10 protein-coding genes are annotated in these 14,535 nt (G+C 56.0%); 4 read left to right on the top strand and 6 right to left on the bottom strand.

The window, feature by feature from the left end:
- Positions 1-8 precede the first annotated feature (8 nt).
- Genes ACV17W_RS00360 through ACV17W_RS00350 form a run of 3 tightly spaced genes read left to right on the top strand, consistent with a single transcriptional unit; the run spans position 9 to position 5,081 of the window.
- Positions 9-1,487: a type I restriction-modification system subunit M gene (locus ACV17W_RS00360; protein ID WP_462594482.1), complete on the top strand. Its 1,479-nt coding sequence runs from the start codon at positions 9-11 to the stop codon at positions 1,485-1,487.
- Positions 1,487-3,157, top strand: coding sequence for a restriction endonuclease subunit S (locus ACV17W_RS00355; RefSeq protein ID WP_462594481.1), 1,671 nt, complete (start codon positions 1,487-1,489; stop codon positions 3,155-3,157). The genes ACV17W_RS00360 and ACV17W_RS00355 overlap by 1 nt, the downstream gene beginning before the upstream one ends.
- A gap of 10 nt (positions 3,158-3,167) precedes the next feature.
- Positions 3,168-5,081: an AAA family ATPase gene (locus ACV17W_RS00350; RefSeq protein WP_462594480.1), complete on the top strand. Its 1,914-nt coding sequence runs from the start codon at positions 3,168-3,170 to the stop codon at positions 5,079-5,081.
- 166 nt (positions 5,082-5,247) lie between these two features.
- Here the strand turns inward: ACV17W_RS00350 and ACV17W_RS00345 are convergent.
- From ACV17W_RS00345 to guaB, 5 genes are all read right to left on the bottom strand, one after another.
- A protein-coding gene (locus tag ACV17W_RS00345) for an IS3 family transposase (protein WP_462592677.1) occupies positions 5,248-6,365 on the bottom strand; the annotation gives its coding sequence in 2 pieces (ribosomal slippage) (positions 5,248-6,104 and positions 6,104-6,365; 1,119 coding nt in all).
- A 47-nt stretch (positions 6,366-6,412) separates the two neighbouring features.
- The gene (locus ACV17W_RS00340) at positions 6,413-7,978 is read right to left on the bottom strand and encodes a hypothetical protein (RefSeq protein ID WP_462594479.1); all 1,566 of its coding nucleotides are present in this window, start codon (positions 7,976-7,978) and stop codon (positions 6,413-6,415) included.
- 14 nt (positions 7,979-7,992) lie between these two features.
- Complete coding sequence (locus ACV17W_RS00335) at positions 7,993-9,192, bottom strand: tyrosine-type recombinase/integrase (RefSeq protein WP_462594478.1); 1,200 nt, start codon at positions 9,190-9,192, stop codon at positions 7,993-7,995.
- A gap of 305 nt (positions 9,193-9,497) precedes the next feature.
- Positions 9,498-11,093, bottom strand: a complete 1,596-nt coding sequence (guaA, locus tag ACV17W_RS00330) for a glutamine-hydrolyzing GMP synthase (RefSeq protein WP_462594477.1) — start codon at positions 11,091-11,093, stop codon at positions 9,498-9,500.
- Between the two features lie 95 nt (positions 11,094-11,188).
- Positions 11,189-12,649, bottom strand: a complete 1,461-nt coding sequence (gene guaB / locus ACV17W_RS00325) for an IMP dehydrogenase (RefSeq protein ID WP_462594475.1) — start codon at positions 12,647-12,649, stop codon at positions 11,189-11,191.
- Between the two features lie 168 nt (positions 12,650-12,817).
- Between guaB and ACV17W_RS00320 the strand changes: the two genes are divergently transcribed.
- On the top strand, positions 12,818-13,465 hold the full coding sequence (locus ACV17W_RS00320) for a DUF2239 family protein (protein ID WP_462594474.1): 648 nt from the start codon (positions 12,818-12,820) through the stop codon (positions 13,463-13,465).
- A gap of 34 nt (positions 13,466-13,499) precedes the next feature.
- Here the strand turns inward: ACV17W_RS00320 and ACV17W_RS00315 are convergent, their stop codons facing one another.
- A complete protein-coding gene (locus ACV17W_RS00315) occupies positions 13,500-14,483 on the bottom strand; it encodes a Bug family tripartite tricarboxylate transporter substrate binding protein (protein WP_462594473.1) in 984 nt (327 codons plus the stop codon).
- Positions 14,484-14,535: the final 52 nt, after the last annotated feature.

The following is a 14,535-nucleotide window of genomic DNA, read 5'->3' as shown; positions in this document are numbered from 1 at the left end:
CCTCACTCATGTCTATCGGCACCCTGATCAAAACCATTCAAGACATCATGCGTAAAGACGTAGGCGTTGATGGCGACGCCCAGCGCATCAGCCAGATCGTCTGGCTACTGTTTCTGAAAATCTTCGATGACAAAGAACAAGAATGGCAACTCACCATTCCTGGCTACAAGTCGCCACTGCAAAGCCGCTTCCGCTGGAGCAACTGGGCCAAGAATGCAGAAGGCATCACCGGCGACGAACTGATCGACTTCGTCAACAACGAGCTTTTTCCCTCACTCAAAAAGCTGGCCACCGCTGCTGGCGTGTCGCCAAGCGGCAAAGTGGTTGGCTCGGTGTTCGAGGATGCCTACAACTACATGAAATCTGGCACTTTGCTTCGGCAAGTAATTAACACCATCGAGATGGATGTTGATTTCAACTCATCGACAGACCGCCACCTGTTCAACGACATCTACGAAAAAATCCTGGCCGACCTGCAGTCCGCCGGCAACGCTGGCGAGTATTACACCCCGCGAGCCGTCACCCAGTTTATGGTGGATATTCTCAACCCACAGTTGGGCGAGAGCGTGCTCGACCCTGCTTGCGGCACGGGCGGCTTTTTGACCTGCACCATCGAGCACCTGAAGACACAAGTCAAAACAGCGGCAGACAAAATCACGCTGCAAGACAGCATCCACGGTGTGGAGAAAAAGCCGCTGCCGCACATGCTGGCCATGACCAACCTGATGCTCCACGGCATCGACGTACCCAGCAATATCCGCCACGACAACACCTTAAGCCGCCCGCTCAAGGACTACGGCCCGAAAGACCGTGTGGACATCATCCTTACCAACCCGCCGTTCGGCGGCATGGAAGAGGATGGCATCGAGAACAACTTTCCGCGTAAATACCAAACCCGTGAAACCGCCGACTTATTCATGGCGCTCATCATGTACTTGCTCAAGCACGCCGATCATAATGGAAATGGCGGCCGTGCCGCCGTCGTGCTACCCGATGGTTTCCTGTTTGGCGAGGGTGCCAAAACCACGCTGAAACGCGAGTTACTGGAAGAGTTCAACCTGCACACCATCGTTCGCCTGCCCAAAGGCGTTTTTGCGCCCTACACCAGCATCGCGACCAACGTGTTGTTTTTCGAGAAGGGCGAACCGACCAAAGATGTCTGGTTTTTCGAACATCCCTATCCCGAGGGCTACAAGAGCTATTCCCGCTCTAAACCACTGGACATCAAAGAGTTCGATCTGGAAAAGCACTGGTGGGGTGGCCCCACGCGCAAAGGCCGCAAAACCACGGAAAACGCCTGGAAGGTTTCTGCCGCCGATATCGCCGCACGCAACTACAACCTGGACTGCAAGAACCCCCACTCCGTCGAAGTGAGTCACGGCGATCCCGCCGAATTGATGGAGGAATATCAGGAAATCACCCGCCAACTACTTGATGCGCAAAACGCACTGAAGGCAGAGCTGATGCTCGCGCTTGGGGGCAAGTAATGGAACTGCTGGAGCAACACTTCGACACGGCATTTTCTGCACCAGAAGGTATTCAAAAGCTGCGCGAACTTATCCTGACACTGGCGATGCAGGGCAAGCTGGTGCCCCAAGATCCAAACGACGCGCCGGCCAGTGAATTGCTGAAAGACATTGAGGTCGAAAAAAAGCGGCTGGTTAAGGAAGGCAAGATCAAAATGCCGAAGCCGCTGCCGCCGGTGGCGGAAGAAGAAAAACCATATGCGCTGCCACAAGGGTGGAGGTGGGTGAGGTTAGGGGAAATCGGTATTTGGAAAGCAGGCTCAACACCCAGCAGAACCAACAGTAAATATTACGGCGGCAATATTCCATGGGTTAAATCGGGCGAAGTCAAACAAAGACTAATTACGAAAACGGAAGAATCAATCACTACGCTTGCGTTAAATGAGTGCTCGCTGGTATTGAACCCAAAAGGCTCTGTGTTGGTCGCAATGTATGGGGCCAACATTGGCGAAGTCGGCATTCTGGATATCGAAGCAACCACCAATCAAGCGATATGTGCCTGCAAAACGTATACAGCAGTCGATGAGCAATATCTGCTCAATCTAATTTCGTCGCTCAAGCCATATTTCATCTCACAGGGAGCTGGCGCTGCTCAGCCAAACATTTCGAGAGAAAAAATTGTTGCGACACCATTTCCACTTCCCCCACTCGCCGAACAACAACGTATCGTCGCCAAAATCGACCAGCTGATGGCACGTTGCGGTGCGCTGGAAAAACTGCGCAGTATGCAAGAAGAAAAACGCAAAGCCGTCCACGCCGCCGCGCTCTCGCAACTACTGGATACCACCGGTGATGGCAGTCCCGACGATGCTTGGGCCTTCATCACCAAGCACTTTGGTGATCTGTACGCAGTCAAAGAAAACGTCGCTGAACTGCGTAAGGCTATTTTGCAACTGGCAGTGATGGGCAAGCTCGTCCCGCAAGACCAGAGCGAGCAACCCGCTTCTGAATTACTGAAAGAGATTGAAGCCGAGAAAAAACGGCTGGTAAAAGAAGGGAAGATCAAAGCTTCCAAGCCACTGCCACCAGTCACAGATAAAGAAAAATCCCATGCTTTGCCCAAGGGGTGGGAGTGGGTGCGGCTAGAAGAATTAGGGACTACGCAAACAGGGACAACTCCTCCAAGTAAAGATCAGGGTAACTTTGGTGATCACATACCTTTTATTGGCCCAGGGGATATTAGAAACGGAGTGATTGATTACTCGGGTAAAGGACTATCAGAGTCCGGGCTCTCCTACAGTCGCTTAATCGAAAAGGGATCCGTGCTAATGGTTTGCATTGGGGGAAGCATTGGAAAGCACGCAATTAATGTTCAAGATTTGGCATGCAATCAGCAGATAAACACCATCACTCCATTTCATCCTATTCCGGTGAAATTCCTATACTGGCTAATGGCTACGAATCTATTCCAACGTATCGTTCTAGATTCGGCTGGCGGATCAGCAACACCAATAATTAACAAGCAAAAATGGTCATCGATAGCTATTCCGGTGCCACCGCTCTCTGAGCAACACCGCATCGTCAGCAAGATTGACCAGCTTATCGGATTGTGCAACACGCTAGATCAACAGATTGCCGCAGCCATTTGTAAGAAAACCGAGTTATTAAATGCCGTAATGGCAGAAGTTTGAGTGAGCTGCCATGCGCCTAAAATCAATATTCATCAGCCAGTACAAAAACCTTAAAGACTTCACGCTGAGTTTTGATGGAACCAGCTTTATCGATGTATTTGTCGGAAAGAATGGGAGCGGGAAATCTAACCTATTCGAGGCATTAATTGAAATATTTCGCCATCTGGATCAACTCGGCCGTGCGGATGATGACATCGCTTTCGATTACCGTCTGAATTACGAGATCGATGGTCAAGACACCGAAATTGAGTGGAAGGCTGGCAAGCTTCGCATCAACAACGACATGGATCGCAAGACACTTGGGCAGACGCCATTTCCCGATAACATCTTGATTTACTATTCCGGGCACAACACCACAGTGTCAAACTTGGTTGCCGAGTACGAAACCAAATTTCGTGGACGCATCAAAGGCGCCAATGCTGATGAGAGTCGCCGTTTTATCGGCATTGGCCAGGAATACAAGGCATTGCTATTGGCCGTATTACTGGCACAGCCCACAGATAGCAGAGCTCATACATTCATTCGTCAAAAGCTGGGAATAGCTAGCCTCGGCATTACCAAACCCGGTACTGACGACGTTTCCGAGCCCGTGCTTAGAATCGATTTGCAGCGGCCAGACTATGCACAAGGTAGTGAACGAGAAAAATACGACATCGACTCCGTCGATACTGCCACCCGATATTGGCGGCCTATCGGCATCACAAAGGAATTTCTCGACACGTTAAACGCTTGCATTTGGGACAACTCCGGAAAATTAACCGTCACAGAGGGCTATTTTCCAAATGATGATCGCTACGTTCTGTATCTATCCATCAGCAAGCTGCAAGAGAAGTTCGCCGGCAAGTGGCAAGAACTATTCCGCCAGTTCGACAACCTGAAAACATTGGGAACGCTCGACGCTATTTCTGTACCACTTCGTCTTACTTCAGGTACAGAAGGAAATATCAGCCATTTCAGCGACGGTCAGTTTCAATCCGTTTATATCTACTCGATTGTCGAGCTATTTAAAGACCGACATTGTTTAATCTTGCTGGATGAGCCGGATGCATTCCTTCACCCGGAGTGGCAGTTTGATTTTCTACAGCAAGTTTTCGACATTACCGATGCAGCAGCAAAATCAAGCCATGTTTTGATGAGCAGCCACAGTGCATCAACAATCACCTGTGCCGGCGATAGTGTTATCAACTTGTTCGAATTCGACGGCGAGAAAGTTGCACTGGCCAAAGTAAAAAAAGCCGACATCATCAAATCGCTGTCCGCAGGTTTGATTACTTTTTCCGAGAGCGAGGCACGGCTAAATATTCAGCACGTGCTGAAAAATACGAGTGGGCCTGTACTATTCACAGAGGGCATCACGGATGAAATGATCCTTGAAACCGCTTGGCAGAAACTGTATCCAGGCGTGAAGCGGCCCTTCGAGATACAAAACGCATTTAGCTGCGGCTTCCAGCGCAATCTTGTTAAAGACAATGCGCTTTATCAGAATCATCCTAACAGGACGTTTTTTGCGCTTTTTGATTTTGATGAAGCCTACAACGACTGGAACCAGCTGGGACAAGATGTACAAACCGACCCAACTCTATGCCTGACCAAGAAACGTAATGGCCATGAGAGTTACGCTATTTTGCTACCCGTGCCCACTACTGGTCCCATTAGACAACAAGTAATCAACCCACACACCGGCGGTAATTATGGAAATAGATCCCTACTGACGATAGAGCTTCTGTTTCATGGCATTGCCGGTATCAATGACTACTTCGCTATCGATACTGAACGTACAGACGGATTCATCAAGTTCGTCAGTGACGGCCAAAAAACAACTTTTGCCAAAGATGTTGTTCCGGCTCTTGAGGCGGGGCATTTCGAAGTTTTCAGGCCACTCTTTGATTTTGTTAGCTCAAAGTGTCTACACGGCGAAACATAAACCAAAAATCGGCCGCTATGTTCAGCTTGCTTACTCACATCGCACTGCTCGTCTAGATCCAGCCATCTGTTAATGGATCGAAAGCATCCTATCCGTTGATTCCTGGACACAATCAGTACATTGAAAAATTGGCGGATTTATTAACACACAGTCGTAGGGTCCCCCGTCAAGTAGACGACGGCTGATAGAGATTCGGAGCAAGGGTTAGCCGAGGCATAAACTGCACCGGCGGGACGTCGCCCAGTGATTCATGTGGGCGGTATTCGTTGTAATCGATTAGCCATTGTTCGGTGATGGCCTGCACCTGCTGCAGATTAGCGAACAGATGAGCGTCGAGCACCTCAGTGCGATACGTCTTGTTGAAGCGCTCGATGAACGCATTCTGATTCGGTTTTCCGGGCTGGATATAACGCACGGCGATGCCTCTGGCAGCAGCCCATTCGGTGAACGCCAGCGAGACCATCTCCGGCCCGTTGTCCAGCCGTATGGCCTCAGGAGCCCCATAGCAATTGATCAGGCGGTTGAGCACACGGATCAGGCGTGCCGACGGGATGGATGTGCCTACCTCGATGGCCAGGCACTCCCGGTTGGCCTCGTCGATCACGTTCAACGTCCGGAAGCGTCGGCCACAGTACAAGGCATCATGCATGAAATCTAATGCCCAGCAGCGATTTGGCTCCAGGAAATGGTCCAGCGGCTGACGGGGCCGGTCAGTCAGCCGTTTCTTGCAGCGTCGAGGCAAATTCAATCCCATCTCGCAGTACACCCGGTGAACCCGCTTTTTGTTCCAGCAATGGCCATCGAGCCGCAGCCGTGTGAAGCACTTCCAGAATCCCCAACGCCCATGCCGGGTCACGATGGCATTGAGCGCATCAATGACCTCGGCATCGCGCTGCTCTGCCGGAGTTGGCCTCTTGTAGTACGCCGCCCGCGACAGGCCAGCAATCTGACAGGCACGTGTGATCGAGAGCTTCGATTCCACCAACTGCTCGACGACCCCGCGCCTGGCTGACGGCGTCAGGATTTTCGGTTCAGCACATCCTTGATCGCTGAGTTCTCCAGGGCCAGATCCGCGTACATGCGTTTGAGCTTGGCGTTCTCCGCTTCAAGCTCACGCAGGCGCTGCAACTCGGACACCTGCACGCCCGAGTATTTGCTCTTCCACTGGTAGTACGTGGCGCTGCTGATGCCGTGCTTGCGGCACAACTCGACGACCGGGATGCCGGCTTCGCCTTCTTTGAGCACCGCAACGATCTGGCTTTCGGTAAATCTGCTTTTCTTCAAGGGAGTCTCCGATGGAAAGGAGGCTCCGAAATTCTACTGGCTGACGTCTACTCTGAGGGGGATCCTACGCCCCCAACTTGCTTCGCTAACACGTCCTGAAGGAGTTTATTGGAACCAAGTTTATCTTTCTCTGCATGAGACGACAGCTTGCGTAGTTCGCGAACGCTAAGGCGATCTGAAAAAACTCGGATTATCTCTTTTGCAAGTCGCAGCAACGAAGCCTGATCCCTACAGTGGAACCGCGATACTTGCTGCATCGCAGAGTCGTCATCAATTTGATGATTGAACAAATTGACTCCGAACCTACTCTCAAATCCCTTCTCTAGCATCCGCATACTCACGAAAAGCAACTCCTCCACGGCATGCGTGGAGGCTGGCTGGGTCCTGACTTGCGAAGCTAACAACTCACCGGAAACCTTACCGTCTGGTGGTACATTGTGCGCAGCCCAGACATGCTGCTCCCATGCTGCGAGGCGAGCAATGTCGTAAGCGTAGATGGTTAGCAAATCGGCGGAATTGACTCCAAAATGTGTAGCGTAGCCAGATGTAGAGATGATTGCACCCGTCTCTGCGGTGTACCACTTTAAGGCGAACCCACGGCGGCCAATAAGGTCCGTTACTACACTCGGGCGGAACCATAGCCATCGACCAACATCTTCAGAATCAAGCGCCGGGGACGCCATGCGTGTTCCATCGGTTTCAACTATGAAGTGCGGCAGGGATTGATCCGTGTCGCCACGGACCCTCACACTCAGAGCTCGGTGATCAATCCATTCATCTTTCCAGAACTCACTTTCTACACGGATGCCTTTGGGGCCTACCCGAACACCTTCTGACTGTTCGGACTCTGTGTTGTCATCCCTCTCCGGACCCAAAACCGGTGCGTCCTCTTCCTCATCAATGTCGGTCCTCCAGACGCGAAACGACGCCCAGCTTCCGCCATATACGTCATTGAGGCTACGCATGAGGAGTTCGAAGCGACCGTGATCTCTCTCACTCTGATGATTTGCAAGCCCCTCGTAATTGGTCCCTTCAACAACGGCAACATTCTCAACGCGTTGCCGGTAGTAAGACAGCCTTAACGCAAGCCCCCGGGCGGCGAGATAGTCAATAAGAAACTCTCGCTTGATCTCGATCAACCTATACCGACCATCGCTATCGAGAATCTCACGAGCAACTACCACAAAATCTTCTTCAGGCCTGACCCAAGTGTGCCCCTCCTTAACTAAACGGAGCGCAACGACGAGGTCAGGATTTAGTATCCAATTTTCCCCGCGTACAACAGGTTGATCATGTACGAAAACTAGTTCAACCCCGATAGGCTCTTTGTCGTTGCACTGATACTGGTCTATCGGCGAGTAGTAGCCGTCATCATAGGCGTATGGTCGTGCACTATGGCCAATTCCGATGTCACTCCAACTCAAATTCTCGGCAGTCTCTCGGTGCTGCGGAGAAAATGCAACCGACCCACATCCAAAGTACTCACTGATATGGCCAATTTCGGTAACCCGCGGGCCTTGCTCATCATCTTGGGATGCACGCAGCGGCACCCAAGTTGCATTCGCAAAGGACCGACGTGTTTCACGTGTTTGAAGAATCCAATCTCTATCCATTTTGTCGCCCCTCCTTAGCGAAGACTTCCAACAGTCCATTCGTCGATCATGTCCGCCCAGTCCTGCAACATGGCCGCCCGCTGCTCGCGGTATTCAGCCTTGTTGTATACGGCCCTCACGCCCTTTTGCTCGTGCGCCAGGCACTTCTCGATCCAGTCGGTGTTGTAGCCGGCCTCATGCAGCAGCGTGCTGGCTGTGCGCCGCAAGTCATGCGGCCCGAACTTGGCCAGCGACTTACCGTCTTTCTGCGCCGCCTTGTAAGTCAGGGTCAGCACCTGGTTGAGTGTGGCACTGCTCATCGGTGCATCCGAGTCGTACCGTGATGGCAGTACAAAGTCGGAACCACCAGCAAAGGTTTTCAGAGCAATGAAAATATCCAGTGCCTGCTGGGACAGAAATACCAGGTGCGGGTTACGGCGCTTCATCCTCTCCTTTGGAATCGTCCACAGCGCTTCACTGAAATTGATCTCGCTCCAGGTCGCATTGGTCAGCTCGCTTTTGCGCACCATCGTCAGTAATAGCAACTTGGCCGCCGCACGGTTTGTTGGGCTTGTACCCACCTGCTCCATGTACTTGTACATCAGCCCGATTTCTTCGGGGGTCAACGCTCGGTCGCGCGGCTCGAATCGGGCGATGCTGGTTGGCCGCACCAGCTCCGCCGGGTTTTCGACCTTCTGCCCACGCTCGGTTGCCCAGCGAAACACTTGCATAACGATTTCACGCACATGAACGGCTGTGGCCGGTGCGCCTCGCTCGACGATGGCGTCGGTCAGCGCCCGCAAGTCCTCATGGGTGATCTCCACCAGCTTCTGATTGCTGAATTTCGGCTTCAGCTCGCGCTCATAGACCGAACGGCGCATGTCGCGTGTGGAGTCGGCCATCTGGTAACCGCGCAGCCACTTCTCCGCCCAGGCACCGAACGTCTCCGCATCTTTCACCCGCGCCTTGTCGCGAGCCTTCTCCTTGGCCGGTGACTTGCCCGCCGCAACCATCTTCTTGGCGTCACCCAACTGTTCTCGGGCTTCTGCCAAGGTGATGCCACCGACGCCGTAGCGACCAAAGGTGATGGTCTCCTGACGTCCGTTGATTGAGTAGTTATAACGGAACGACACCGCCCCGGCAGGCGTGACGGCCACATATAGACCTTCCCGGTCATTCACCTTGTAGAGCTTGTCCCTGGGCTTGAGATTGCGCAGCTTGGTATCGGTCAGCATGTACCTTGTCCCTCTTCGTTTTTGATACCATGCTGAAAAAACATCAAATTTATGGTGTTTTTTCTATACAAAACAACTAGTTAGTGAAATTCAATACCATGAGAACACAAAAAAGAGCTGCATGGTATCGGCTTCCATCATGGCATCGTTAGTCGATAGTACCAGCTTTGATGCCATGCTCAAACGGTGCTTGGCGCTTCCTCCTGCTGCCAGATCGTGCCAGACACAAATACAAAAAAGCCCGCAATTACGCGGGCTTAGCGGCTTTTTATGCCTTCAGATGCCTGGCCGTGCCAGACGCGGGATCATTCCCACTCAATCGTCGCAGGCGGCTTGCTCGACACGTCGTACACCACCCGGTTGATGCCACGCACTTCATTGATGATGCGCGACGATACTCGGGCCAGCAAGGCGTGCGGCAGCGGCGCCCAGTCGGCGGTCATGAAGTCGAAGGTCTGCACGGCGCGCAGGGCCACCACATACTCATACGTGCGCCCATCGCCCATGACGCCGACCGACTTCACGGGCAGGAAGACGGCAAAGGCCTGCGAGGTCATGTCATACCAGGTCTTGCCGCTGGTTTCATCAATGGTGCTGCGCAGCTCATCGATGAAGATCGCGTCGGCGCGTCGCAGCAGGTCGGCGAATTCCTGCTTCACTTCACCCAGGATGCGCACACCCAGGCCCGGACCGGGGAACGGGTGGCGATACACCATCTGCGGGGGCAGGCCCAGTGCAACGCCCAGCTCGCGCACTTCGTCCTTGAACAGTTCGCGCAGCGGCTCCAGCAACTGCAGGTTCAAGGTGTCGGGAAGACCGCCCACGTTGTGATGCGACTTGATGGACGTGGCCTTGCCCGTCTTGGCGCCGGCAGATTCGATGACATCGGGGTAGATCGTGCCCTGCGCCAGCCATTTGGCGTTCTTGAGCTTGGCCGCTTCGGCCTGGAACACTTCGACGAATTCGCGACCGATGATCTTGCGCTTGGCCTCGGGGTCCGCCTGGCCGGCAAGCTTGCCCATGAACTGCTCGGTGGCATCGACGTGAATGATCTTCACGCCCATGTTTTCGGCGAAGGTCTGCATGACCTGCTTGCCTTCGTCCAGGCGCAGCAGGCCGTGGTCGACGAACACGCAAGTGAGTTGATCGCCGATGGCCTTGTGGATGAGCGCGGCAGCGACAGACGAATCGACGCCGCCCGAGAGGCCCAGGATGACTTCGTCGCTGCCGACTTGCTCGCGGATGCGTGCCACGGCTTCGGTGACGTAGTCGGGCATATTCCAGTCGCCTTGGCAGCCGCAGATTTCATGCACGAAGCGGGCAAGCATGGCTTTGCCCTGCACGGTGTGGGTGACTTCAGGGTGAAATTGCACGGCGTAGAAACGACGTTCTTCGTCGGCCATGCCGGCAATCGGGCATGAGGGCGTGGACGCCATCAGTTTGAAACCAGGCGGCAATTCGGTGACCTTGTCGCCGTGGCTCATCCAGACTTTCAGCATGCCATGCCCTTCGGGCGTGGTGAAGTCGGCCAGGCCGTCGAGCAGTCGGGTGTGCCCATGGGCACGCACTTCGGCGTAGCCGAATTCGCGGTGGTCGGAAAAGCTGACCTGTCCGCCCAGCTGCTGCGCCATCGACTGCATGCCGTAGCAGATACCCAGAACCGGCACGCCCAGCTCGAATACGGCCGCGGGCACGCGCAGCGAGTCGTCTGCGTAGGCGGACGCATGGCTGCCGGAAAGGATGATGCCCTTCAAGCCTTGCGAGGCCTGATCGCGGACGAACGCATCGTCGACGTCACCAGGATGAATTTCAGAATAGACACCGGCCTCGCGTACGCGGCGGGCGATCAACTGGGTGACTTGCGAACCGTAGTCAAGAATGAGAATGCGCTGGTGGTGCATGGAGACTCTGCCGGTTTGGAAATAAAAGCGCACCGGCCAGAACCGCGGGGTTCTGCCGGTGCGCGAAGAATTGCATTGTACTCAGGCCGTGGGGATCAGTCGGCGCGGTAGTTGGGCGCTTCCTTGGTGATCTGCACGTCGTGGACGTGTGACTCGCGGACCCCTGCGGAAGTGATTTCGACGAACTGGGTCTTGGTGCGCATGTCGTCGATGGTGGCGCAGCCGCAGTAGCCCATGGAAGCCCGGATGCCGCCCACCAGCTGGTAGATGATGGCCAGCACGCTGCCCTTGTATGGCACGCGGCCTTCGATGCCTTCGGGCACCAGCTTGTCGGCGTTGTTGGCCGGGTCCTGGAAGTAACGGTCGGCCGAGCCATCGGACATTGCGCCCAGGCTGCCCATGCCGCGGTACGACTTGTACGAGCGCCCCTGGAACAGCACGACTTCGCCTGGCGCTTCTTCGGTGCCGGCAAACATGCCGCCCATCATGCAGGCAAAGGCGCCCGCCGACAGGGCCTTGGCGATATCGCCCGAATAGCGGATGCCGCCGTCGGCGATAAGTGGCACGCCGGCGCCTTCAAGCGCCTTGGCGACGTCGGCAATGGCGGTGATCTGCGGAACGCCCACGCCCGCGACGATGCGCGTGGTGCAGATGGAACCCGGGCCGATACCGACCTTGACGCCGTCGGCGCCATGTTCCACCAACGCCCGCGCAGCGGCGGCCGTGGCGATGTTGCCGCCGATGACTTCAACCTTGGGGAAGTTCTGCTTCACCCAACGCACCCGTTCAAGCACGCCGGCCGAATGACCATGGGCCGTATCGACGATGATGACGTCCACGCCGGCGGCGACGAGTTTTTCGACACGCTCTTCGGTGCCGGCGCCCACGCCCACCGCGGCACCCACGCGCAGCTGGCCGTAGGCGTCTTTGTTGGCGACCGGATGCTCGGTGTTCTTGACGATGTCTTTGACGGTGGCCAGGCCGCGCAGCTCAAAGGCGTCGTTGACGATCAGCACGCGCTCGAGTCGGTGCTTGTGCATCAATGCCTGGGCTTCGTCGAGCGTGGCGCCTTCCTGCATGGTGACCAGGCGCTCGCGCGGGGTCATGATGTTCGAAAGGGGCTGGTCGAGCCGGTCTTCGAAGCGCAGGTCGCGGTTGGTGACAATTCCTACCAGCTTCTTGCCCTGTACGACAGGCAGGCCCGAAATACCATGCTGGCGCTGCAACGCGATGGCGTCGCGCACCTTCATCTCGGGGGTGACGGTCACCGGATCGATGACGATGCCGAATTCGTGGCGCTTGACGCGTGCCACTTCCTTGGCTTGCTCATCGGCCGACAGATTCTTGTGGATGATCCCGATGCCGCCCTCTTGCGCCATGGCAATGGCCAGGCGCGACTCGGTAACGGTGTCCATGGCGGCGGACACGAGCGGGATGTTGAGGGTGATGTTACGAGTAAGGCGGGTAACCAGCGAGGTGTCGCGCGGCAACACCTCGGAATACGCGGGCACCAACAACACATCGTCGAAGGTGAGCGCTTTTTGGACGAGACGCATGGGGAACTCCGGGCGCAAAGCAAGATTATACGCTTTTGGGTGCCATTTACTAGGTGTTACTACCTAGGAAAACGGCGCTAATGTCCCGTAGCAAAATATAACCCGGGTAATATTGATCTTGATTATTACCCGGCTGATAATTGGGAGGTCTGCCCGGAAGGAGATTCCATGGAATCGAATCAAACAGAACCCACCACTGTAGAACCCACTGTCACAACGCCAGTCGTGACACTGTGCACCGCGTTTGCGGGGCACCGGCGCATCGCAGCAGGCAGCCTGCCGGCGGTGGCGCTTGAAGTGAAGCGCGCTCAACAGACCGGCCTGACCGACGATATTCTGATTTATTGCGATCACACCGGTCGGCTGATCGACCTGGACCTGCGGGGCAGCGATGACGACATCCTGGCCCGGCTGCTTCCCGCCACGCCCCCGGCCGAACCGGCCGGCGAGCTCGCGCAGGGGCCGCGCGGCCGTGGGCGTCCCCGCCTGGGGGTCGTGTCCCGGGAGGTCACGCTCCTGCCCCGTCACTGGGACTGGCTCAGTGCGCAACCTGGTGGCGCTTCGGTGGCGCTGCGCAAGCTCGTTGAAGAAGCGCGGCGCGCCAATCACGATCAAGACCGGCAACGCCAGCAGGCCGAGGCCGCCTATCGGTTCATGTACTCGATGGCCGGTTCGATGGGCGGTTTTGAAGAAGCGACGCGCGCCTTGTTTGGCGGTGATCGGGAACGATTCGAACTCTACACCGCCCCTTGGCCGCAAGACGTGCGCGCGCACGCTGTACGGCTGGCGTTTGAGCCTGCGGAGACGGCCGGCTGACATTGCCGTCAGCCGACCGCGGTGGTTTGCGGCGTTACTTACCCGTTACAACTCCGCGCTGCTTCAGCTCTGAAGCCAGACGCGTCAGCGGCGCTTCGGCCGCGTCAATGTCGGCCTGCCATTCCGCGCCCGGCTTGTACGCCAGAATTGCCGAGAAGGACTTGGCCGCCTCGAGGAAGCCCGGATCTTTCAGGGCGGCTTCCAGAGCGGCCTGCAAACGGTCGCGCTGCTCGCCAGCCACGCCCTTGTCCACGGCCAGGCCGCGGTCGGAAGGCACCACCACGTTGAAGCCCTGCTCTTTGGCGGTGGGCACGTCGGGCAGCATCGGCGCGCGCGCATCCACGAATTGCGCCAGAATGCGCAGCTTGGTCTGTTCCCCGGCGGGGTTCGGCACGGCGGTATGGCTCGTGAAGATCATGTCCACATGCCCGCCCATCAACGAAATCTTCGACTGCCCGGTGCCGGCATAGGGCACTTCGGTGAACTTTGCGCCGCTTTCCAGCATGAGCATGTTAAGCGCGACGCCGCCATTGCTGCCCAGGCCATTCTGGCCGATCGAAACGCTTTCAGGCTTGGCCTTGACGGCCGCGACCAAGTCTTTCAGGGACGCATAGGGGCTGTCGTCGCGCGCAACCAGCAGCGTGGGGTCGCTAACCACGCGGCCGATCAGGGCAAACTGTGCTGGATCGTACGGAGTCGATTGCACCAGCGGCATGAAGTTCATGGGCGGGGTGTTGACCATGGCCACCGTGTAGCCATCCTTGGGCGCACGCTGCACATACGAGTTGGCGATAGCACCCGACGCGCCGGGCTTGTTCACCACCACGATGTTGGCGTTCGGCGACAGATGCTTCTGCATGAAAGGCGCCAGGGTGCGCGCCAGCACGTCGGTCTCTCCGCCGGCGGCAAAGCCGACGACCAGCTCGATGGGTTTGTCGTCCGGCCAGGCCGCCAAGGCCGGGCCGCTCGTGCCGATAACGGCCAGGCAGGCCGCCAAGGCGCGTATGGAAAACAGCATGATGATTCTCTCCTTTGTTTTTGGTATGGAATGCTTGGGCTGCGCGGCTCCG

Source organism: Bordetella sp. MIP270_01_BMS (assembly GCF_054958705.1).
This window is presented reverse-complemented; position numbering and strand designations above follow the sequence as displayed.